The following is a 23,552-nucleotide window of genomic DNA, read 5'->3' on the forward strand; positions in this document are numbered from 1 at the left end:
TGCATTAATCGCAACCCGATAGAATAACGAGCATCGCAAAAAGAAGTACAGGTAATTTAATCATTTAGCCACTCCTTTTACTTGTGGACCATAATAAAAATCGAGCTAAAAAAATCCTGATCAGCCTTATTAAGGTTGATCAGGATTTTTTAAAATTAGTTTTTCAGATCGAAACGATCGGCATTCATCACTTTGTTCCAAGCTTTGATGAAGTCACGAGCGAATTTTTCTTTATTGTCATCTTGTGCATATACTTCAACAATTGCACGAAGAATCGAGTTCGAGCTAAATACTAAGTCAAAGCGTGTAGCTGTACCAATCGCTTCTCCAGTTGCACGGTTTTTACCTTCGTATTTATTGAACTCTGCTGGTGTCCACTCGATGTTCATATCCAGTAACGCAGCAAAGAAGTCATTTGTTAATGCACCTGCATTATCAGTAAGAATTCCTTCTGTTGCGCCTTGGTAATTTGCATCTAGTGCGCGCATTCCGCCAAGTAAAGCTGTCATTTCTGGAGCAGTTAAGCCCAGTAATTGCGCTTTATCAACTAGCATTTCTTCTGGGCTAATTGAGTATTCTTTTTTCTGGTAATTTCTGAAGCCATCTGAAATCGGCTCTAACACATCAAAGCTTTCCGCATCTGTTTGTTCTTCGAGTGCATCTCCACGACCTTGAGTAAACGGAACAGCTAAGTCGAAGCCAGCTGCTTTGACAGCTTGTTCTACTGCAACATTTCCTCCAAGCACGATTAAGTCAGCCATTGATACTTTGTTTCCAGTGCTTGTTTTAATGTTTTCGTAAGTCGCTAATACTTTTTCTAACTCTTCTGGTTCGTTAACTGCCCAGTTGCGTTGAGGTGCGAAGCGAATGCGCGCTCCGTTTGCCCCACCACGTTTATCTGAATCACGGTAAGTGCTCGCAGAAGCCCATGCTGTTTTAATCATTTGTTGTGAAGTTAAGCCACTTTCCAAAATCTTCGCTTTTAGCTCATCGATTTCGTCAGTTGTTAACGTGCTTGATGCTGCTGGAACTGGATCTTGCCAAATCAATTCTTCTTCTGGCACTTCTGGTCCTAAGTAACGTTCTTTTGGTCCCATATCGCGATGAAGAAGTTTGAACCATGCACGTGCAAATACATCGGCAAATTCATCCATATTTTCATAGTAACGACGAGAAATTTTTTCGTAAACAGGGTCCATGCGAAGTGCCATATCTGCTGTTGTCATCATCGTTTTCACTTTGATTGAAGCATCTTCTGCATCAGGTGCCATTTGCTCTTCAGACAAATCTATTGCTGTCCATTGATAAGCGCCAGCAGGAGATTTAGTCAATTCCCATTCGTATCCGAACAATTGCTCGTAGTAGCCGTTATCCCATTGTGTCGGGTTGGCAGTCCAAGCTCCTTCAATACCACTTGAAATCGTATCACGGCCTTTTCCTGAACCGTACGAGCTCTTCCAGCCAAGACCTTGGTTTTCTAGCACAGCTGCTTCTGGATCGTCTCCTACTTCAGCAGGATCCCCAGCGCCGTGTGATTTACCGAAAGTATGTCCACCTGCAATTAATGCAACTGTTTCTTCATCGTTCATCCCCATGCGTGCAAACGTCTCACGAATATCGACAGCACTTGCAACAGGGTCTGGCTTACCGTTTGGTCCTTCTGGATTTACGTAAATAAGGCCCATTTGAACTGCAGCAAGTGGGTTTTCCAAATCACGTTCACCCGAATAACGGTTATCTTCTAACCATTCTTTTTCATTGCCCCAATAAACGTCTTCTTCTGGTGCCCAAATGTCTTCGCGTCCTGCTCCAAATCCAAATGTTTTAAAGCCCATCGACTCAAGTGCTACGTTTCCTGTTAACACCAACAAGTCAGCCCACGAAATTTTGTTGCCGTATTTTTGCTTGATCGGCCATAGCAGTCGACGAGCTTTATCTAAGTTTACGTTATCTGGCCAGCTGTTAAGCGGCGCGAAACGCTGATTCCCGGTAGAGCCGCCTCCGCGACCGTCTGCCGTACGGTAAGTACCTGCAGCATGCCATGACATACGGATGAACAAACCGCCATAATGACCATAATCTGCTGGCCACCAATCTTGGCTATCTGTCATTAACTTATGCAAGTCTTGTTTTAATGCATCAAAATCCAATTTCTCAAATTCTTTTTTGTAATCAAACTCTTCTCCTAGAGGATTCGTTTTTGTATCGTGCTGGTGAAGGATATTCACATTCAGCATATTTGGCCACCAGTCTTTGTTTTGCGTTTTTCCTGGCTTGTTTGAAGTTGTAATTGCACTATCTTTATGACCACCTGTTACTGGGCATTGGCCTTCGCCTGCCGCTGTGTGGCGCTTTTCTTCATTGTTTTCCATCTTTGATAACCTCCTAGTAGTATGAAAAATAGTCTGTTTTCATCAAAATCGATTACCGCTATGTGTTACTCGTGTAAAAATAATTCTTACATTAGAATTATACTAAAGTAGAGGAGAGCTGAACAGTAATAAGACTGTCAATTTAAAGCTATTTTTTCTAAAAAGCAAAACAGAACCCTAAAATAAAGTGATGGACCTAAAAAGTAAAGTTTCTACCTTTTAGGTCCATCACTTTTGCTAGGAACTTTTTGCATCGTAATGATTAACTAACGTCCACTCTGTTTAATAAACTAGCATTGTAATTATTCGCTAAAAACTCACCCATGTCATCTCCAGTTAAAGGCTCAGAATATAAATAGCCTTGTACTTCGTTACAACCAATTGACTTTAAATATGCTTCTTGCTCTACCGTTTCGACTTGCTCTGCAAGTGACAGTAACTTTAAGTTTCTCGCCATGACGATAATGGTATCGATGATGGTTCTTGCTTTTTCGTCATGTTCTATATCTCGTACAAGTGAACCATCAATCTTCAAACGATCGATGGAAAAATTTTTCAAATGGTTCAAAGAGCTATAACCTGTACCAAAATCATCCATACTAATCGAAATACCAAGATGTCTTAACTTATCAAAAATATCTTTTGCATATTCTACGTCTTTGATCGCCAAGCTTTCTGTTATTTCCAAGTCAAGCCGCTCAAGATTGTATCCGGTCTCTTCGAAAATCTCTTTAATCTTCCCAATAAAATTGTGATGGAAGAATTGTTTAATCGAGACATTGACACTCAAATACAAATTTTCGCACCCTTGTTCTTGCCAACTTTTCACTTGCTTACTAGATTCGCTTAACACCCATTCGCCTAGTTCAATGATTAACTCACTGTCTTCGACTATCGCAATAAAATCTTCTGGCTTTATTAAACCTTCTTTCGGATGATTCCATCTCAGTAAAGCTTCTACACCAAACATTTTTCCATTTGCATAGCCTATTTGTGGTTGATAAAAAATCTCGAATTGCTTTTCTTTAACTGCTTTTCTTACGTCTGCCTCTAGAGATAGCTGTTTAGGGTTTTTTTCTTTTAAATAATTATGATAAAACTCATACATATTTTTCCCTTTTTCTTTAGCGCTATACATAGCCGCATCTGCGAACTTCATTAAGTCTTCTCCGACTCGGCTATCTTCAGGATACAAAGCAATCCCAATGCTCCCTGTTATATAAAACTCTTGATTTTGATTTCCTAGCAGGAAAGGCGTTTGTATTTGAAGCAAAATATCCTCTAATTGCTTTTGAAAATCTTCATGGTCTGAGATATCCTGAAAGAGAAAAGTGAATTCATCTCCACCTAATCTTGAAATGACTACGTCTTTGTCCACTAAAGACCGGAAGCGATCGGCTAACACTTGAAGCAATTGGTCGCCTATTTGATGCCCTAAAATATCATTCACTAATTTAAAGCGATCCAAATCCAAAAAGCAGACAGCCATTTGTGAGAAAGCCGTTGAAAAAGTAATTCTACGGTTTAACTCTTCTACAAAAAATCGTCTATTTGGTAAAAGTGTGAGGGAATCATGATATGCCATATGGTGAATCTTTTCTCTTGCTTCAGCGATTTCAGTTATATCTTTTACAAAAACATTTATATGTGTCAGTTCTTCATCTAAAAAGTTTGGGACTAACGTAATTTGCACATCAATATATTTTTTCAACTTAGTAAGTAACTTAGTTTCAAACATTTGGGAATCACCATTAAAAGCGATTTTCAAAAAACTTAAGAATTCAATTCGTTGATGTTCATCAATTAGTTCACTAAACGAAGAGTATTCTTTTAGTTCCTCCGGATGGAAACCGGTCATTTCTTTTGTAGCTTCGTTCACTTTATTGATTTCGCCTTTATCATCTACTGAAAATATAGCAATTGCTTGGTTTTCAAAGAGTGCTTCATATTGATTCTTATTTTTATAAATAAGCTCTTTTTGTTTTTCGCTATACAGTTCGGAAATAAAACTTGAAAATAACTCTAGAAACACTAAACCAAATATATTAATCGTCAATGGTAATAAGGTGTTATTAAAGTAAAGCCAGTCATAGATTTCAACATCATGATTATTAAATAAATCAAAGTTGGAAAATAACGTAATACTTGAAAACAAGGTGTACCGAATACTTGCAAACGCAAGTCCAATTGCCACACTTCCATAAACAATCCATTTAATATGTATTTTCTCTATTTTACGTAACTGCCGAATAAATCGAAAAGTGGCTATCGCATTCCCTAACAATAAAATGTTCGCACTGATGAATAATAGCAAATTCATGTCTAAATTATTTTCAATCATTATTTTTCTAAGATCAATGTAATTGACTAAACTAATACAAAGAGCAAAAATGATAGAGCCGATTAACAACCGTTGAAATGTAACTTCTTTATAACAAATTGTACTAATCGCTGAATAAACAGCAAAAGAACAAAAAAGAATAATCGATACAATTAACAATAATTTAATCGGTGTCATAGCACCTATGAAATACGTATTGAGATAAGCAAAACAGATGACAAGCCCTGCAACAAAAGAAGTGATGCGCACTTTATTTTTGTTTTTATCAATGTAATCAATTTTCATGATAATACTAACGCCTATTAAAGCAGCTATACTGGCTACTACAATTGACAGCATGTAATCATTAAGCAAAAAATAATCCATAGTTAAACCTCTTTCCTATCGAATTACACATGCCAAAACAGATGAACTTTTCACCCAAAAGACTTTTATCCTACTTTATATTCAAAAATACCCAACTCATAATCCCCTTCAATACATTATGCTCATTTAATGTATAGTATAAAGTAAAACTAATGAACTAAATTATATCCATAATACAGGTATATCAACCAAATCTCAATAGAAAATTTCGATAATTCAGCAAAAAATAAGACATCTGTACAACTTTGAATAATGCGTTCAAAGTTGTACAGATGTCTTTACTTCTATCCATATTATTTTAGGGAAATATGTAAGCCAGTTTTTGAATACAAAATCCCCTAAAACTGTCCATAAAAGAGGCGATTTTAGTAGAACATATCAAACCAGCCATTACTTATCGTTTGTTTATACCAGTAGTAACTATCTTTTTTCGTTCTTTCTAATGTGTTGAAATCAACGTGAATGATGCCAAAACGTTTATCATAACCTTCAGCCCATTCGAAGTTATCTAGAAGTGACCAAGTTAAATACCCTTTAATATTCACGCCATAATCGATACTTCTCTTTAAAGCAGTTAAATGCTGCTTTAAGTACTCAATTCTTCTTTGATCTCGTACTCTTCCATTTTCCACTTCGTCATTATAGCAAGCGCCATTTTCTGTTATGTAAATCGGAACAGCACCATATTGATCTTTTATTTTGGTTAACACACGATAGAAACCTTCAGGGTATATAAACCAATCAAAATCTGTTTTCTCAAATCCGATATCAATTCTTTCTAAATCAAACAAATCTTCATCTTTTTTATATCTTCCTACACTGCCTGTATAATAATTGATCCCTAAGAAATCAATAGGTTGGTTGATAATTTCCATGTCGCCTTCTTCAATTTGAAGCGTGACACCTTTTTTCTCGAACCAATCAATCATAAACTTCGGGTAACTTCCTTTAAATACTGGGTCAAAAAACCATTCCATTAAGAATCCCATACCTCTGTTACAAGCATCAATATCTTCTTGCTTGTTGCTAAAAGGTTCAAGCCACTCAACGTTAGGTGCATAGCCAATACCGCCTTCAATCGCTGATTCTCTAAATCGAGTAACTGCCTTTCCATGCGCTAGCAATAAATGATGAGAAATAGTGGTTGCCAGTTGAAGATCTTGCTTACCAGGTGCATGTATGCCAATAAAGTTAGATAAGAAAGACACACACCAAGGTTCGTTTATCGTTATCCAATTTTTAATCTTGCCATTAAACTCTTTGAACATCAGTTCAGCATAGTCAGCAAAGGCATCTACTGTTTCTCGGTTGCCCCAGCCGCCAGTATCTTGTAAAGTTTGTGGCAAATCCCAGTGATAAAGCGTACACATAGGCTCTATACCATTTGCTAGTAAGGCATCAACAAAGTTATGGTAAAACTCTAATCCCTTTTGGTTTATTTCACCAGAACCATCAGGGAAAATACGTGGCCATGAAACAGAAAATCGATACGTATCAATGCCCAATTCTTTCATCAACTGAATATCTTCTTCGTAACGATGATAACTATCAATTGCCACATCCCCATTGTCTCCATTTAATACTTTACCTGGTGTGTGTGAAAATGTATCCCAAATCGATAGACCTTTCCCATCTTTAAAAGCAGCACCTTCTATTTGATAAGCAGCTGTTGCAGCTCCCCATTTCATGTCTTTTGGAAATTCCATAATTGCCATTTTTACTACCTCCAATAACCAGAATTTGCGAATCCATCTCGTCCTTTTTAGCTTGTAATTTTGTTTTTATTGATCAAACTGCCACAAGATTCTCTTACAATTAGCTCTGAATCAATAAAGACTGGCTGTAATTCTGCTTTGCCATTGATCAAGTCATTTAGCATATAGGCAGCGAGTTTGCCTAATCTTTCTTTGTCTTGTTTAACCGTTGAGAGAGTAGGGGCGCTATAGCGACAAGCATCAATATCATCACACCCCACAAGGCGAATATCTTCAGGCACCTTTAGTCCAGCTTCCTTGATCGCCATTAATGCGCCGAATGCCATCATATCGGACGCCGCGAAAACTGCTTCCGGACGCTTGGGTGCTTGCAAGATTTTTTTCATAGCGGTGTATCCACTATCCTCATAATAATCGCCGTATTCAACCCACTCTTCTCTTACTTCAAGACCAAATTGATTCATCGCCTGTAAATAGCCTTGTCCTCTTAATTTGGTTACTTCAGAGTCCTGTTGTCCACCTATAAAACCAATATTTCTTACAGAACTTAAGTAGAGGTGTTGAACAACTTTACTAGCTAACGTAATGTTGTCCGTCATCACATAACTTGAATGCGGACCATCTAACACTAGGTCAATTCCTATGCAGGGAATTTCGCTATTAACCAACTCATAAATCGAGTCTTCAATTTCTTCTCCTGTAATAATAATGCAACCATCTACATGGAAATGTTTACAGCGGGCCAAGTAACTGCCATTATCTTGAGAGAAATTTTCATTTGAAAACATCAGTATGTCAAAGCCTAATTGGCCAATGTTCTTTTTAAATGCAGTAACAACTTCTGTAAAAAAAGGATGTGTAAATTCAACATTTACTTTTCCAGCGTAAATCAAGCCAATCAAATTGGATTTTTTTGTTGCGAGCGATTTAGCTGAAAAATTCGGCTGATATCCTGTTTGCTTTATAATATCCAATACTTTTTTCTTCGTGGCCTCGTTAACGCCATGATAGTTGTTTATTGCTTTGGATACAGTAGCCGGTGATACACCAGCCATTTTTGCGATATCTTTTATTTTTAAACTCATTTGTACTCCCTCTTTTGCTCCTATAGTAAAGATTCTTATCATTATCATAATGAATCAATGAGTATTAAAGTAGTTTTAGAAACCAAAAGATGTGATTATTTAACTGAACCTTCTGCAATACTCGAGATAAACAAACGGTTAAACAATAAGAAGATAATGATTAATGGTACAGTTGCCCAAAATACGCCAGATAAGATCATTCCAAAGTCAACATTAAACGTATTGCTCAAAGAAGCTAACGCTACTTGGATTGTATAATTTTCTGGATCTCTTAAAATTGTAAACTGCCATAAGAACTCGCCCCATACAGCTGTAAAAACAATAATCCCAAGCGTTGCAAAGGCTGGCAATATGATTGGCAGAACGATACTTCTGTAGATTTTAAAATTCGAGCAGCCATCTAATTTTGCGGCTTCTATCAACTCATCAGGTACAGAATCACTTACATATTGTCTCATCAGAAAAATTCCTAATGGATTCAAAAAGAACAAAATCATAACACCTGACAAGGTATCAAGTAATCCCGCTTTCGCAATTAGAAAATATTGTGGGATCAATCCAAGTTGAGGTGGAATAATCATGGTCAACAAGATCGTAATAAAGAGAAAGTTTTTAGCTGGGAAATGAAATTTCGCAAAAGCAAATCCTGCGAGTGAACTGATAAATAACACGACGAGGGTGACAATCGTACATAGCAAGAACGATGTCCATAATGCCCCGAAAAAATCAATTTGAAGAAGAACTTTTTGAAAGTTTTCGACTAGCAAGTTTCCGGGTGTAATCGTAGGTGGAATTGAGTTATACGCCGAACTTGTTTGAGTTGCCATAACAAACATCCAATAAAACGGGAAAAGAGAAAGGGCAGAAGCAAGAGTCAAAAATAAATAAACAAACACTTTACCCATAGATGGTTTTCTTTTTTTAGCTGCTGTATTCATTTGCCTAGCCCCTCCTTCTCTTTTTGCCAATTCCAGATGTTAAGTACGTATTAATTGCAGCGAAAATGATGATGACCACTAGTAAGATAATCGCTGTTGCAGAAGCTGTTCCAAACGATTGAAGTTTGAATGCGTCACGGTATAGGTACATTACAACCGTCATCGCTTCGTCTCTCGTAAAGGCTGATGCTCCTAAAAATACCGTTGGTTCAGAAAACAGTTGGAGTGCACCGACGGTTGAAAAGAAAACAGTTAAAAGAATGAACGGCTTCAGCAAAGGCAAGGTAATGTGGATCACCTGTTGGAATTTACTGGCACCATCAATTGTTGCAGCTTCGTAGACATCATTTGGAATACTTTGAATACCAGCTAGATAAATAATCGTGTTGTATCCAACCCATCTCCAAAATACCATGATCGATATGGCTATCTTTGTTCCCCACTCTGAAGTTCCCCAGCTTACTGGATCAGCGCCGAACAATCCAAGCACGTAATTTGCCAATGAAGACTGGTGGTCACTGAAAATAACACTAAAGATCAAGGCAACCGCAACCATTGATGTAATGTAAGGCATAAAGATTGTAACTCTGAAAAAACTTCTGAAACGGAGAAATGCTACATTTAACAAAATTGCTAAAATGATACCGATCACAATCTGTGGAGCAGTACCGATTAAACCGATAACAATTGTATTATAGAGTGATTTCCAAAAAAGAGGATCTTCCAATACAATTTTGAAGTTGTTTAGTCCAACAAAGCTCATTTCCCCTAGGCCATTCCACTTTTGGAAAGCCAAATAGAAACTAAAAAGTGCTGGATAAAGACCAATAACGCCGAAGATGATGAAGAATGGTGCGATATATAAGTACGCGGACACTCGGTCTTTCTTGCTTTCAGATAAATTCTTTTTCTTGCCTTTTTTCCCTTTTTGATAAGTAGAGTCCATTTTCACTCCCCGTTTCCGCTAAAAATAATAAGGATATGGCTTCCGCGAGGTCACCATATCCATTAACAAGTTTGTTTTGCTTATGACTTTTAACGATTTACTAGATCTTGTGCACGTTTAACAGCTTCGTCCCACTCTTTTTCAGGGTCTGCTCCGTTTTGTACGTTTTTCAAAGCCGTTAGTATTTCGTTGTTTACAGGGAAGTATTTTACGCCTTTGTAGACAGCTGTATCGATATCTTGTGCAGCTTCAGCAAATACTGATGATGTTACTTGACCACCGAAGAATTCATCTTCGTTCGACTTGAATTCGTCCATTTCATAAACAGCTGGAGATGATGGGAACAAGCCTTTGCTTTGGAATGATTCTAATTGGTTTTCAGCAGAAACTAACCATTCAGCAAAGTCATATGCTTCTTGTGCATGATCTGTTTCGTTTGGAATCGCAAGGTACGACCCACCCCAGTTTGCTGCGAACTCAGTAGGAAGTGTAGCAACTTTCCATTTACCTACAGCATCAGGTGCATTTCCTTCCATCCAGCCTTTTAACCAACCTGCTCCTAACTCAACTGCAAATTCACCGTTGTTAACTGCATTTGCCCATTCAGGTGACCACATATCAAATTCTCCTACAACTCCAGCTTCGTTAAGTTCAACTGCGTAGTCGTATGCTTTTTTAACGTCGTTATCTCCTTCAGTGATCAACAATTCGCCTTCAGGATTCAAATACGTTTGTTCTGAAGCATCTAAGTAAGCTCTAAAAGCCATTTCGATACTATCAACAAAAGGTTTTCCAGTTTCCGCTAAAACTTTCTCTCCAGCTTCTTTAAACGCTTCTGGAGAATTAATTAACGCTTCTACCTCTGAAGGGTCTGTCGGTAATCCAGCTGCCTCAAATACATCCGTACGGTAGTACAATGCTTTTGGTCCAATGTCTGTCGGTAAACCGAATAGGAAATCACCTTCTGGGTTTGCACCTGCATTCCATTTCCACTCTAAGTATTGGTCTTGAACATCTTTAGCGCCAAGATCGTATAAGTTTTCAAAACTACCTTGTGCTTCTTTGAAACGATCAAATTGGTCAACTTCCAGCATTGCGATATCAGGGGCGCCACTTCCAGCTGATAAAGACGTGAACAATGCATCGTGATGTTCTGCCGTTTCTGAAGCTTTTACTTTAATTGTTACGTTTGGATTTTCTTCTTCGTATGCTTTTGCTAATTCTTCATAGTTAGTAGCTCCAAAAGACCAAAAGTTTAATGTTACTTCCTCGTTACCGTCCCCTGAACCCTCTGATTTCTCATCTCCGCTACATGCTCCAAGTGTTAAAGAAAGAGCTAGTGCTGCACCAAGTACAGGCCATTTTTTGTTAATCAATGTGTTTTCCCCCTTGTATTTAAATAATTTCTTCTACCCCAATGTAAATGCACTCTTTTCGATAATTAACGAAACCGGTTTCGTTAATCGATAAAAAAATTAGAATTAAACCGCTTACACGCTTAATATATAACGATTAATCAGATAAATCAATCTTTTTTTAAAAATAAATGTAAACCGGTTTCGTTAATTACTAGAAAATTCTGTATAATTAGCTTTAGACCGGCTTTTTGAACAAAAATAGCAAGGCAACTATTAACGATTAAAATAGCTGCCTTGTGTTTTCATTTTAGATCGTTAAATTCGTTGGCGTATAATCACCAACCCGCTTTCTTTACTCTAGTAAATCTTCCGAAATCAATTTAAATCCTTCAATCATTGTATCTTCTTCTACTTCAATCAACACACAACGTTTGCCGTTGTAATTGACTTGTTTGACGTAACGTAAGTCTTGAGGATTGATAGCAATATCCGCTACTTTCGTGCTGATTTTAATTGATTTTGACGTGTAACTCGGTACAATATGGCTAGCTTTCATTTCATAGGTCTTGTCTTCTACAACTTGTTGAAAAGCTCTTTCTACTTTTTCTGTACTAATGTCTTTCATACCACTCGCTTTTAATACACGTTCTACTTCTTTAACGTCCATCATAGGAGTTTCTTCATCATCGTCGTCACTTTCGGCTTCGATGACCAACATTTGATTGATTTCATCGTATACACCCGCAAGTGTTCTCGAATCGACTTCGTCTCCAATAACCGCTTTGATAATTTCCTCGAACACGGCTTTATCTTCTTCAGCCGTAACGATTTCATCGCCATTTAAGACATTTTCGATAAATTGGAAGTCAGGTTTATTAGCTTTGCTCGCTGCATACAAAACGTGATTGATATCCGCCGCATTGTCCGTAAAACTAGGGAACAAGAAACCGCCAATTGGCGAAGAAAGTTTAATAACAGGATCGACTAGCACGTTCGACTTGAATTCTTTCTCCATAAAGTCAAATACCAATGAACTTTTTGGTAGTTCGGTTTGGTTCATGCTACTTAAAATAAACGGTGTTGTATATGTTTCATCTCGGAAGTCCATTTCAGACTCATCTGATTTACGCTTTGTTGTTTTATGGTAATTTCCACGAATGAACGTAACCACTATGTCTTTTTCATATTGCACATCTTGAACCATCTTCAACGCAATTTGCTGCATATTTTCTTTCCATTCTGCGCTCACTTTTGATTCAAGTCCCTCATATAACAGGTGTTGCGTATGGTCGGTTTGTCCTTCTTCTTGAGGCTGAAACTTCACTTCAAACAACTTGATGTCGAGCTTGCCCCCTAAAACTTTTTTGAAATTAGCAAGAAATAACTCTTGTTGTTCCCGGTCCAACAAGGAAAACGAGCGACTTTCCTCGTGATAAATCTCACTGCTTTCCTGTTGAATGTAGACGTTGTAAATATCAGTGATTTTTAGTAACTCGCTATCTAGTTTAAAACGCTTGCGAATATCGGCTATATCTTTATTATTCATCATTATTCCAACTCCCTAGCTAATAAAATCCGTATGATGCAAAAAAGAGTATCAAAGCATAAATTAGCTTTTGACACTCCTTCAGTATAACAAGAATTAAGATGACACATCTCTTCTATCAAATAAAATTAGCGTTTCATTTCAAATGAACGCTGATGCAGCTGACGCATTTTCTCAGCTAGATCGGAAACCGGTCCCTCAATAATCGTATCTTTTATAACATCTCCAATAGCCAAATTTCGAACACGTGACGGCGCGGCTCCCATATCACTTGACCATTCAGCTAATTGCTTAGAAGAGCTAGCATAAACGATTCTCCCTAACCCAACCCATCCATGCGCTGCTGCACACATCGGACAATGTTCTCCTGACGTATAAACCGTTGCCTTGCTTCGTTCTGCAGATGAAAGATTAGTTGCTGCCCAACGCGCAATCGCAAACTCAGGATGCTGTGTATGGTCACCTCCCGCCACATGATTATGATCTTCGTAGAGAACATCTCCAACTTCTGAAACAAGAACTGACCCGAATGGTTCATCGCCTTTTTCTACAGCCGTTTCTGCTAATTCCACACAGCGTTTCAAATACTTTAAATCTGTTTCGGTAATCATGTTGCTCCTCCTTTAGCTAGCTCAAGAGTTAACTCGAAATTCCAACCGAAGCATTTTCGTACTGGGCATCGGTTAAAGCTTTGACGATGAAATGCGCCACATCTGCCCGTGGAATCGACTTCGCTTTTTCCGGTACACCTGTTGTAACTTCTCGGTACTTTCCGGTAAAATCACCATTTGTTAAGCCCATCGGTCGAACAAATGTATAGGTTAGCGCATGCGTTTGAATAACATCCGTCGCCGCTCGGTGATCTGTAAGCGCATTTTGCAACATTTTCATGATTAATTTCCCACTCACTCCAGTTAATTCGCCATGAACACCTGCAGAAGCCGTATAGACGATGCGTTTCACATCATGTTTTTGCATGCCGCTCACAATGTTTTTCGTCATTTCTTCAAGTTCTGTCGATTTTTTCATCCCTTGACTAGAACCTAGACATGACACAACCGCGTCGTGCCCTGCGATGGCTGCCGCTACTTCTACTGGATTAAAGGCATCGCCTTTTACCACAGTTAACTTGTCATGTGCAAGCTCTAGCTTTGCGGGTGTCCGCACAAACGCTGTCACCTCAAAACCTTTTTCTATTGCCTGCTTTACAACCGATTGACCAACACCACCAGTTGCACCAAATACGATGATTTTCATTGAGTTTCACCTGGCTTTCTTCTGATTGTACATTTGCATAGCTAACAAACAAATCCCTTAACCTTGTTACTCCACTATGTTATTGCCACATTTCTTGCAATGTATCCCTAAACAGCTCATCCAACAATTGTGTAGAATCTTTTGCTTCAACTCTGATTGATTTAGCATATGCTTCGAGTCGCTGTATTTCAGTTTCTAAAAAATCATTAATCACCGAAATGCGGGATTCAAGATCTAACTCATCACCGATTAACTTTCTCTTGAGTAAGTGCTCTACCGCACTTTTCAATTCACCTGCCGGGATCATCTCTTCGACCAATTCTTGAAAGCTAATCGGCGGCGTTGTATTGTACTTTTCAATCCACAGACATGCCAATATCGGCCGAAGAACATAAAAATATTTTTTTATTCTGACCTGTGAACCTTGCAAGTACTCACGGTAATTCTTTTTCGCCATATTTAAATAATGATTTAGCATGGAGTTTGGTAAATAGACATCCGATTCTAATGCTCGCATGTTCTCGACAAAAGAACCTTTTTGATAATAAATAATAGTGCTTCTCAACCATTCTAAAAGTGGCGGGTTATTTTTTCTAAAAAGGCGAAGCGCTTTCGTGATTTCCCAACCACTTATATCCAATAACTCATTGATGGGTTCTTCAATTACATCTCGCTTTGCCCCAATTCCTTGCGGGTCAATTGCAAGGTACCAGTCGGTCGGATGAATAAAAATAAACCGAACGTCATAATCACTATCTTTCGAAGGGAATCCCCAAGCCCTGCTCCCAGACTCAACCGCATATAAAATCTTCACTTTATATGTTTCTTCTATCTCTACTAATTTTTTTTGAATGATTGTATCCATTTTACATTACTCCTTATGCCACTGAAAAATTCACTTCATGCTGTATTCATATCTTGTTCATGCTAATTTGTCGATTTTGTTAATCCTCTAAAAACAAAAAACACCTATCCCTATATTCCGCAAGTTTCAACGAAAATCCTTTTCATTTGAACCGTTACTAACTATTTTCTGAGTCCGTTAATGGGAGAATGTATTGAGTTAACTGAAAATCCCATTCACTTATGATAACGTTCATTCTTCATTGTCCGAAACAGCACAATACCATTCAAGTGGCTTCTGCTTTATACTAAATATACTAAAGGGGGCAGAGACAATGTCCGAAATGGCAAGAGATTTTAAAGAGGCGTTCATCGATAAAGTAAAATGCCTATCTACTAGTTCACTATATTTGTTGAAATACATGGCGATTATTTTGGTGCCGTTATACATCATTTATTTATTTTTAAATTAATGAATCTAAAGAAAGGTGATTCCGTTTTGAGCGGAGTCACCTTTTTTGTATCGACTTTGTGAGTTTATCTTTGAAATTAGTTACTTATGATGCTACTTATCTGAATAAAGGACCGTAAGCAATCAGGAACTATATATGTTGAACCTCTAATATTTCGTAAAACAGCTCTGCGAAAGGTCACCATCTTTACTTCAACTTATATAACAATATTTTATAAAACCAAAAAAGATTCCCTTGGTAGGAATCCTCACCGATTTTTCGCAACAGGAAAGTGTTTGATGTTTTTCTTTCCCCATTCGTCCATCATTAAAACGATTGGAATTAGGCTTTCTCCCAAAGTGGTTAATGAATATTCTACTTTCGACGGAACTTCAGCAAATACTTTCCGATGGACAACCCCATCCTCCTCTAACTCTCTAATTTGAGTAGTCAGTACCTTATGTGAAATTTTGGGAAGCAGGCGGTTAATCTCACTAAAGCGCAACACACCCTCTGTTCCCAAATAGTAAATAATAATGATTTTCCACTTGCCGCTAATAATCGATAAGGTCAGTTCCTTTTCGCAATTATATTCGCCACTCTCAATTTCCCTTTTTATTTCTGACCGCAGATCACTCATAAGACTTCCCCCTTCTTCCATTTCTTCCTGAAAGTATCCTTTAGGTAACCTTCTCACAAAAAAGTGCGTTATTCCATTAATAAGAATTATAATTTAGAATAAACAGAAGATAGAGAATATTTAATATATTTTTTAAAAGTTTTGACCCTTCTCCGATGCTGCCCCGGTGTAAAGATTAGATCTTTATAGGTAAAAAATTAGATAGGAGCTGACAGAAATGGCAGGAAACAGAGCGGTTGTATACAGAGGTGCTGGAACAGTAACAGTTGAAGACATTAGCTATCCTGAACTAATCATCAGAGACGGTCCTGGGGTAAATCCGTTAAATGTAGGGCGTAAATGTGAGCATGGAGTAATTGTAAAAGTCGTTACAACGAATATTTGCGGAAGCGATCAACACATGGTGCGTGGCCGGACAACAGCTCCTGAAGGGCTTGTACTCGGCCATGAAATTACAGGAGAAGTTATTGAAGTCGGCCGTGATGTTGAATTTATAAAAAAAGGCGACTTAGTGTCTGTTCCATTTAATATTGCTTGTGGCCGCTGCCGCAGCTGTAAAGAGCAAGACACCCATATTTGCGAGAACGTAAATCCGGATCGACCAGGTTCTGCTTATGGTTACGTAGATATGGGTGGATGGGTCGGCGGGCAATCGGAATATGTGATGGTCCCTTACGCAGATTTTCAGTTGCTGAAATTCCCGGATAAAGATCAGGCAATGGATAAAATACTTGATTTAACGATGCTTTCCGATATTTTCCCGACGGGCTACCACGGCGCTGTTAGTGCTGGCGTGAAACCAGGAGCTACTGTCTATGTTGCTGGGGCTGGCCCTGTAGGTTTAGCCGCTGCCCATTCTGCCCAACTACTTGGTGCATCTGTTGTCATCGTGGGGGATTTAAACAAGGAACGCCTTGCACAGGCCCATAGTTTCGGCTGTGAAACTGTAAATCTTCGAGAACATCCGAACCTTGGGGAACAAATTGCTCAAATCCTAGGCGTACCAGAAGTGGATTGCGCTATTGATTGCGTAGGCTTTGAAGCTAGCGGACATGGCGAGGGCGCCGGAGAAGCACCAGCTACCGTACTAAATTCCATTATGGACGTTACTCGTGCAGGTGGACGTCTTGGTATACCTGGACTCTATGTAACCGGTGATCCAGGCGCTGCCGACGAAGATGCTAAAAATGGAACCTTGAAGGTGCGCTTAGGACTTGGCTGGGCAAAAGCTCATACGTTTGTAACTGGCCAAACTCCGGTTATGAGATACCATCGAGACTTGATGAAGTCGATCTTAAGCGGAAAAGCACAAATTGCCAAAGCGGTAAACGCAACGGTCATTACTTTAGATCAATCACCAGAGGCATACGCTGAATTTGACCATGGAGCTTCCAAGAAGTTTGTCATTGATCCCCATGGACATTTCAAAAAGTAAGCTGCTTGCTCCTCTGCTTATGGAAAACAAGGAGATTAATTACGTTGTGGATGATGCGTGGTTGGTCAGTATTGATATTTCCCGAAACCAAGCATGGACATTTTGATATAGAGAAGCGCCAGGATTATGATCCTAGCGCTTCTTTTATTTTGGGAGGGTGGGTAGAATACGTGAACAGGACTTGCCCTATATCTTCCTGCAGAAAACCTCATTTACTGATGAGATAGTTCGCCGTGCTATAGAGTGACCCAATAAAATGAGACAAGAAAACCGCTTGAGGAAAGTTGGTTTTCTCAGAGCGGCAATGCGTGCAGTATAAATTTATTGTGTAAGGACAAAATTGTTTAGGATCATGTCGTCTCTCGGAATGCGGTCCTTCTTTTTTTCAAACGAAAGGAATTGAGTTGATTAGCCCCGATTCTCCTACAAGCTGAGCTACATCATTTAATACTTTACCAGAAGTTCCCATTCGTTCCCTGTGCGCCACTCAATTAAACTAAACTCCTCAGAATCGTAATTCGATATTTAAGTATACTTTGATTTTAAAAGCTATGATAGAAAAAACCGTGCCTGTTATGGCACGGTTCTCTGAAAGCACATATATTTTCTGCTGGATCAATTGCTGATACTTAAATTTGTGTTCGTTCACATAGCATTTCCTTAAACTTATTTTCCTTTATTCTCTATTTCTAAGTCTTTTTGATATTTACCATTATTATATTTTGTTAGAGAAGGTATACCAGAGATATAACCAATACCTCCTGTTTGATTAATACCGATTTGTTCATCAATAGCTTTAACTAATTCCTCTTTGTTAACAGCTGTAATTGACTTGCTCGCTACTTCATCACCAGGATGTTGGAAATTACTGAAAATGTATGAGAAACCATTTCGGTCGTCTGCAGCAAATAATCCTGTTGCTTCCGCTCCTGCGGGGACAGATAAAATACGTTCTAATTTTTTCGTGTCAACATTATATGCCCAAACAAAGTTATTTGTGTGAGCACCACTATCTTCACCAATAAAGAGGGTTCTCATTGCTTCAGAATAACTTAAGTTATCCGGACTCGCTATTTTGTCTACATTTGCAGTGTTTCCATATGCATCAGCTTTAGGAAGATCTTCCCCTATTAGCAATCCTTGCATTGCCGGTGCTACATAAGAGCTATCAATAACTTTTCCTTCGCTATCTTTTTGACCACCTTGCAAATCCAATTGATAAGTTACACCAGTACTAATTTTTGGCAATTGGATATGGTCTGCCGGATCTTTTCCTGTTAAATCTTTTTCCATGCCCTTACTTTGATCGGCAATCGCCATATATACTTTTTTATCCTTTTCATTTAACGTTACACCTTCCATTTTATTAAATTCAGTAGTCGCACCAAGCATTGCTGCGTATCGACGTGTTTCAAGGAAAGCCGCTGCTTTTTCTTTGCCAGGTTTAAGTTTTAGATACTCTGTTTTACCATACGAATATTGTTTTATCGCTGTAAAATCTTCTTTAGGTACATCAGAAGTTTCAAAAATATCACTGAACGCAATACCACTATCAATAATATTTTTCACTTCTTCATCCGTGGAATGTCCTAAATTAATCCATTCTAAGTCTCCTGAACCACCATTCTTAGTGCCTGTTTGTTTAAATTTTGCTGCGTATAATGTACCCGCTGATAAATCTTTTGCTTTATCAGCTACATACATAAACATTCCTGTATTACTGCCATCATCACCATAAAATACTGTTTTGTTATCCGGCATTACTTTAGCTAACTCATGGGAAAAACGTCCTGTACTATAATGTTTTTCAACTGATGCTTCTCCATTTTTATCGACAGTAATTTCAGGAGTGTAGCCATAGAAATAAGGATTAGCCTTTGTTTTATCTCCAAAATAGGATTGGGCAAATGTTTCAACTTGGCTTCTTGTTTTTGATGTAGGATCTGCAAATTGACGAGCGTCTGGCTCATATTCTTCTGAACCTAAGTGTGTATTCCAAGGTGATACAGATCCATTACATGGAATCCAAAGTCCATTTACTGCTGAAAAATCAATTTTTTTAACATTGGCTGGTTCAAGTTCGCCAGTTTTTTTGTCTTGTTCCATCTCAGTTAAAGACATAGATGCTGGCACTAAACCGTAAGCTGATTGACCCGCAGCATCAATTGATTGATATTCATAATGTGTAACCATATAAAGTTTGCCATCAATTGGCTTTAACAAACTATTTGCATCCGGAGCATCTGAAACAAAGTATTCTCCATCTGTACTACTTGGATCAACGATTGGATCTCCGTTCACATCAATCGGTGTACCTGCAGGGATTTTTTCTCCTTTAACTGTTGCTACCTCATCTTCTGATTTAAAAAGGTAGTTATAAGACAACGGAAATGTTTTTACTTTGCCATTGCTATATTTCACATCAACCGTTGCAGTTGTATACGTTTTTACCATTTCATCAATAGTTGAAGGTGCTTTCATTCCGTTAAATTTAACAGATTCTATTTTACTATTATCCTTAGCTGCCGCTGCTGCCGGTGATAGTGCTGGCACTGCAATAGCTAAAGCAAGAGCTAGCGTAGCTCCTTTTTTCATAATTTTCTTATTAATCATCTAATAATTCCTCCTAGTAGATTTATATTTACAATTTAATTAAACCAAAACTATATAAAGGCAATGTTAATTTTTTGTGTTATTTGTATTAATTTCACAATGAGCTTTCCGATAAGGCCCTAAAATAAAACACGTGAAGTGGAGCAATTTTGGTGATCTTAGAGGCAAACAAAAAAGAGTAGCATGCTGAAATTAATCTTAGCATGCTACTCTTTTTTGACTGAGTGCTTATTTTTAACTAGAAACCTCACTTACTTATGATACGGCTCACCCTTCATTATCCGAAACGCCCGGTAAACCTGCTCCACAAGAATCAACTTCATCAATTGATGGGGAAACGTCATCTTCGAAAACGATAATTTTTCATCCGCCCGCTTTAACACTTCATCATGTAAACCGAGTGATCCTCCAATAACAAAGACAATTTTGCTGCGGCCATAGGTCATTAACGATTCGATGTCTTTTGCGAGCTGCTCCGAGGTTTTCATCTTGCCGTCGATCGCTAAGGCAATTACGTACGCGTCAGCGGAAATTTTCGCCAAAATTCGGTCGGCTTCTTTCTTTTTGACGATTTCCATGTCGGCATCACTCAATTGCTCTGGTGCTTTTTCATCGGCTACTTCGATTTCGTTAATTTTTGAATAGCTTCCAAGTCGTTTTGTATACTCTTCGATTCCGGATTTTAAATATTTCTCTTTCAACTTTCCTACACTGATAATTGAGATATTCACAACTTATCCCCCTTCACATTAAATTTACAAACAAGTTATACACAATAGTTATACACATACTAACAACCATTTTCTACATATTGTGCTCGATCAGGCGTTTGCCACAAGATACGTTGCAGCCTCTTTACAGTAATCACAACTTGTGGATAACTTTTCAGTTTCTGATAATTCTGTTAGTATAGGATAATTTTTAGTCTCTGCCACGAACACGTCTAACGCATGCTCCACGTGGGTTTTACAGCACTTTACCTCCATTATTTCCACCTCTTTCGATTTCCGAATATTCCACATAGTTATACACATTTCATTCATCTTTATCCACACCCTATTTTAACAGACCAAAAGAGTTCCGGATAGCGGAGCTTTTATCCTCTTGTGGATTGTTAACAATAAATTTACACGTTAAAAGTTATCCACATGCTTTTTCTGCTTTTCCGAGCTTTCCTTCTTCTCCTCGAAATTTCAAAATTTGATATTTGAATAGTATTAGTTCAAGACAATGAAAAAACGGAAGGTGACGACTCCTGCGGAAGAACGAAGTAATGAAGTGAAAAGTCGGGGTTGGATCCTTCATATAAGACAAGGTCGATGTCCCCTTAAATGGTGTGTACTTAGATTTCCTTTGGTTATACGAATGTTATATACTGATTTCACATACTTATCACTTTACTATGATACTTGGAGGAGATCTCATGATGTTCGAAAACAAAGTAGTGATTGTTAATGGTGGAACGGATGGAATTGGTAAGGAAGTGGTTCGTTTCTTTTGTAAAGAAGGGGCTACCGTTCATTTTACTGGAAGAGATCGCAACAAAGGCTCTCAAGTAGAGAGTGAATGCAACGAAAGAGCCCATTTTTACCAAGTCCACAACGAAAACGTGGAAGAAATCGAAAGCTTTTTTAAAACACTTGAAAACAATGAACATCATGTTGATATTCTATTCAACAATGCTGGTATTCTGTCTACAGCAATGGGGCCATTGTCTCGAGTAAAGCTAGATGACTGGAATCATTTAATTGCTGTCAATCAAACGGCTGTCTTCGCCTACATGAAATATTCTTTAGTCGTGATGAGTAAGCAACGAAATGGAGTTATTATTAATAATGCAGCGATCCTCGGAAACGACAAGGTTAATCCTATGCTACCAGCTTATAGTGGAACAAAAGCAGCAGTTGTCGCGATGACTCAAAGCACGGCACTTCGCTTTGCTAACCTAGGAATTCGAGTAAATTGCATATCTCCTGGCCCTACAGAAACCGACCTAGCCATTAATGCATATGGCGGAATAGAGAATTATGAAAAACAATCAAAGGGACACCCTAGAGGAAGTTACGGGAAAACAAGTGAGATTGCTGAAGTCGTGCTATTCTTAGCTTCAGACAAAGCATCCTATATAAACGGTGCAGAAATAGTCGTAGATGGTGGCTACTCCTTAAAATAAACAAATTCAGGGTGCAAAAAAGACGATTTTCCTATCTTAAAAAGAACCTTTCACTAGCGAAGGCGCGTCCACGGAGTAGGCGAAGCGACCGGAGCGATGGATTTCCACAAAAAAACTGCAGACCACTCGAATCAATCGAGTTTGTCTACAGTCTGAACCTGCATAGAATTTTCTATGCAGGTTTTCTATTTTACAATGCTGAATTATCCACAAGCTTTAATTTGAATTCGATCAACTCACCATCTCGATACGCTTTTACCGTCAGTTCATCGCCGATTTTCTTTTTATTGTATAAATGCTTTCGCAACTCGATAATATCTTCTATTGCGACACCATCCATTTCAATAATTACATCAAACTGCTCCATACCCGCCGCAGCTGCAGCAGAACCTTCTATCACTGAATTGACAACAACACCCGTTACAACGTCTTCAGGAAGGTTTAACGTGTCTTGACGAGAAGCTTGAGGCACTTGAACCAAATCCATCAGCGTCACACCCATAGCAGGTCGAATCATTTCTCCGTTTTCTTCAATCGACTCGATCACAGGAATCGCAGAATTGATGGGAATCGAAAATCCAATGCCTTCCACTTGCGAAGTCGCGATTTTCATCGAATTAATGCCGACCAATTGACCTGCTAAATTGACCAATGCGCCGCCACTGTTTCCTGGATTTATCGCTGCATCTGTCTGCAACACTTCCGCTTGCCAATCTTCTTGCCCATCCCCATTCAAATCCACTGGCACCGCTCGATCCTTACCAGAAACGACACCCATCGTCACCGAACCGGAAAAATTTAGACCTAACGGATTACCGATCGCAATCACTGTCTCTCCTTGTTTTAAGGCATCTGAATCTCCAAATTGAGCAACTGCCTGCACTTTAGTGCCGTCCATTTCGAGTACAGCTAAGTCGGTCCAAATATCACTTCCTACTAGCTTAGCTTGGACTTTCGAGCCGTCTGACAACGTCACTTCAATACCGCTAGCCCCATCAATAACATGATTATTAGTAACGACATAGGCAGTGCCATTTTCATTTTTATAAATTACACCAGACCCGGTGCCAACAGCTTGTTCTTGTTGCGGTGATTGAGACCAAAAATCCCCATTTGCTTGCAAATTACTAACTCCTACGACCGCATTCGCCGCTATATCAACTGCTTTCGTCACATCTGTCATGATATTAACCGAAACCGCCTTAGAATCTTCTTTAGCACCTTGCTCCACAATTTGCGTATTACTAGTGCCGTTATCCGGTCTCAGCTCTGGTAACGTATAGAACAATACCCAGACCAATAATGCACCCACTACAACTCCACCGAGACCTGCAGCAAACACACCTAAACGACTAGGTCTCTGCCTACCGTTCGGTGTTTGATTGTAATAACCCACCGCACTCATCCTTCCTCTTTCCTCTATACCTGTTTACCCCGCTCGAACCAATTATAAGACCTTTACAATTTCATTT

The 23,552-nt window shown here is 38.7% G+C and carries 19 protein-coding genes; 3 read left to right on the forward strand and 16 right to left on the reverse strand.

Annotated elements, in window-relative coordinates; translation table 11 throughout:
• Window positions 1-155 precede the first annotated feature (155 nt).
• The 11 genes from katG to BBI08_RS16630 form a co-directional block, all read right to left on the reverse strand.
• Window positions 156-2,372, reverse strand: a complete 2,217-nt coding sequence (katG, locus tag BBI08_RS16580; RefSeq protein ID WP_008497613.1) for a catalase/peroxidase HPI — start codon at window positions 2,370-2,372, stop codon at window positions 156-158.
• 262 nt (window positions 2,373-2,634) lie between these two features.
• On the reverse strand, window positions 2,635-5,079 hold the full coding sequence (locus tag BBI08_RS16585) for an EAL domain-containing protein (protein WP_065528357.1): 2,445 nt from the start codon (window positions 5,077-5,079) through the stop codon (window positions 2,635-2,637).
• 365 nt (window positions 5,080-5,444) lie between these two features.
• Window positions 5,445-6,794, reverse strand: coding sequence for a GH1 family beta-glucosidase (locus BBI08_RS16590; protein WP_040850804.1), 1,350 nt, complete (start codon window positions 6,792-6,794; stop codon window positions 5,445-5,447).
• Window positions 6,795-6,841: 47 nt separating this feature from the next.
• The gene (locus BBI08_RS16595) at window positions 6,842-7,879 is read right to left on the reverse strand and encodes a LacI family DNA-binding transcriptional regulator (protein WP_065528358.1); all 1,038 of its coding nucleotides are present in this window, start codon (window positions 7,877-7,879) and stop codon (window positions 6,842-6,844) included.
• Window positions 7,880-7,974: 95 nt separating this feature from the next.
• Entirely contained in the window at window positions 7,975-8,817 is an 843-nt protein-coding gene (locus BBI08_RS16600) for a carbohydrate ABC transporter permease (protein ID WP_065528359.1), read from the reverse strand.
• Between the two features lie 4 nt (window positions 8,818-8,821).
• On the reverse strand, window positions 8,822-9,763 hold the full coding sequence (locus BBI08_RS16605) for a carbohydrate ABC transporter permease (protein WP_065528360.1): 942 nt from the start codon (window positions 9,761-9,763) through the stop codon (window positions 8,822-8,824).
• Window positions 9,764-9,852: 89 nt separating this feature from the next.
• Entirely contained in the window at window positions 9,853-11,139 is a 1,287-nt protein-coding gene (locus BBI08_RS16610) for an ABC transporter substrate-binding protein (RefSeq protein ID WP_008497620.1), read from the reverse strand.
• A gap of 334 nt (window positions 11,140-11,473) precedes the next feature.
• Window positions 11,474-12,667, reverse strand: coding sequence for a DUF4317 domain-containing protein (locus BBI08_RS16615; RefSeq protein ID WP_040850822.1), 1,194 nt, complete (start codon window positions 12,665-12,667; stop codon window positions 11,474-11,476).
• Window positions 12,668-12,795: 128 nt separating this feature from the next.
• Window positions 12,796-13,278: a nucleoside deaminase gene (locus BBI08_RS16620; protein ID WP_008497622.1), complete on the reverse strand. Its 483-nt coding sequence runs from the start codon at window positions 13,276-13,278 to the stop codon at window positions 12,796-12,798.
• 28 nt (window positions 13,279-13,306) lie between these two features.
• The gene (locus BBI08_RS16625) at window positions 13,307-13,924 is read right to left on the reverse strand and encodes an NAD(P)-dependent oxidoreductase (RefSeq protein ID WP_008497623.1); all 618 of its coding nucleotides are present in this window, start codon (window positions 13,922-13,924) and stop codon (window positions 13,307-13,309) included.
• 79 nt (window positions 13,925-14,003) lie between these two features.
• Window positions 14,004-14,789 (reverse strand): nucleotidyltransferase domain-containing protein, encoded by a 786-nt coding sequence (locus BBI08_RS16630; protein WP_065528361.1) that lies wholly within the window; start codon window positions 14,787-14,789, stop codon window positions 14,004-14,006.
• A gap of 313 nt (window positions 14,790-15,102) precedes the next feature.
• Here BBI08_RS16630 and BBI08_RS17165 point away from each other — a divergent pair, with 313 nt between their 5' ends.
• Window positions 15,103-15,240 (forward strand): hypothetical protein, encoded by a 138-nt coding sequence (locus BBI08_RS17165; protein WP_008497624.1) that lies wholly within the window; start codon window positions 15,103-15,105, stop codon window positions 15,238-15,240.
• 247 nt (window positions 15,241-15,487) lie between these two features.
• On the opposite strand, the gene BBI08_RS16635 is transcribed toward BBI08_RS17165, so the two are convergent.
• Entirely contained in the window at window positions 15,488-15,859 is a 372-nt protein-coding gene (locus BBI08_RS16635) for a winged helix-turn-helix transcriptional regulator (RefSeq protein ID WP_008497625.1), read from the reverse strand.
• Between the two features lie 217 nt (window positions 15,860-16,076).
• Between BBI08_RS16635 and fdhA the strand changes: the two genes are divergently transcribed.
• Complete coding sequence (gene fdhA, locus BBI08_RS16640) at window positions 16,077-17,294, forward strand: formaldehyde dehydrogenase, glutathione-independent (RefSeq protein WP_065528362.1); 1,218 nt, start codon at window positions 16,077-16,079, stop codon at window positions 17,292-17,294.
• Between the two features lie 666 nt (window positions 17,295-17,960).
• On the opposite strand, the gene BBI08_RS16645 is transcribed toward fdhA, so the two are convergent.
• The 3 genes from BBI08_RS16645 to BBI08_RS16655 form a co-directional block, all read right to left on the reverse strand.
• Entirely contained in the window at window positions 17,961-19,907 is a 1,947-nt protein-coding gene (locus tag BBI08_RS16645) for a PhoX family protein (RefSeq protein WP_237146558.1), read from the reverse strand.
• A gap of 251 nt (window positions 19,908-20,158) precedes the next feature.
• A complete protein-coding gene (rlmH, locus tag BBI08_RS16650) occupies window positions 20,159-20,638 on the reverse strand; it encodes a 23S rRNA (pseudouridine(1915)-N(3))-methyltransferase RlmH (RefSeq protein ID WP_008497628.1) in 480 nt (159 codons plus the stop codon).
• A gap of 90 nt (window positions 20,639-20,728) precedes the next feature.
• Entirely contained in the window at window positions 20,729-20,950 is a 222-nt protein-coding gene (locus BBI08_RS16655; RefSeq protein ID WP_330217546.1) for a CxxH/CxxC protein, read from the reverse strand.
• Between the two features lie 380 nt (window positions 20,951-21,330).
• Here BBI08_RS16655 and BBI08_RS16660 point away from each other — a divergent pair, with 380 nt between their 5' ends.
• A complete protein-coding gene (locus tag BBI08_RS16660; RefSeq protein ID WP_008497629.1) occupies window positions 21,331-22,080 on the forward strand; it encodes an SDR family NAD(P)-dependent oxidoreductase in 750 nt (249 codons plus the stop codon).
• 190 nt (window positions 22,081-22,270) lie between these two features.
• Here the strand turns inward: BBI08_RS16660 and BBI08_RS16665 are convergent, their stop codons facing one another.
• The gene (locus BBI08_RS16665) at window positions 22,271-23,476 is read right to left on the reverse strand and encodes a S1C family serine protease (protein ID WP_008497630.1); all 1,206 of its coding nucleotides are present in this window, start codon (window positions 23,474-23,476) and stop codon (window positions 22,271-22,273) included.
• Between the last annotated feature and the right edge of the window lie 76 nt (window positions 23,477-23,552).

Source organism: Planococcus halocryophilus (genome assembly GCF_001687585.2).
GTDB lineage: Bacteria > Bacillota > Bacilli > Bacillales_A > Planococcaceae > Planococcus > Planococcus halocryophilus.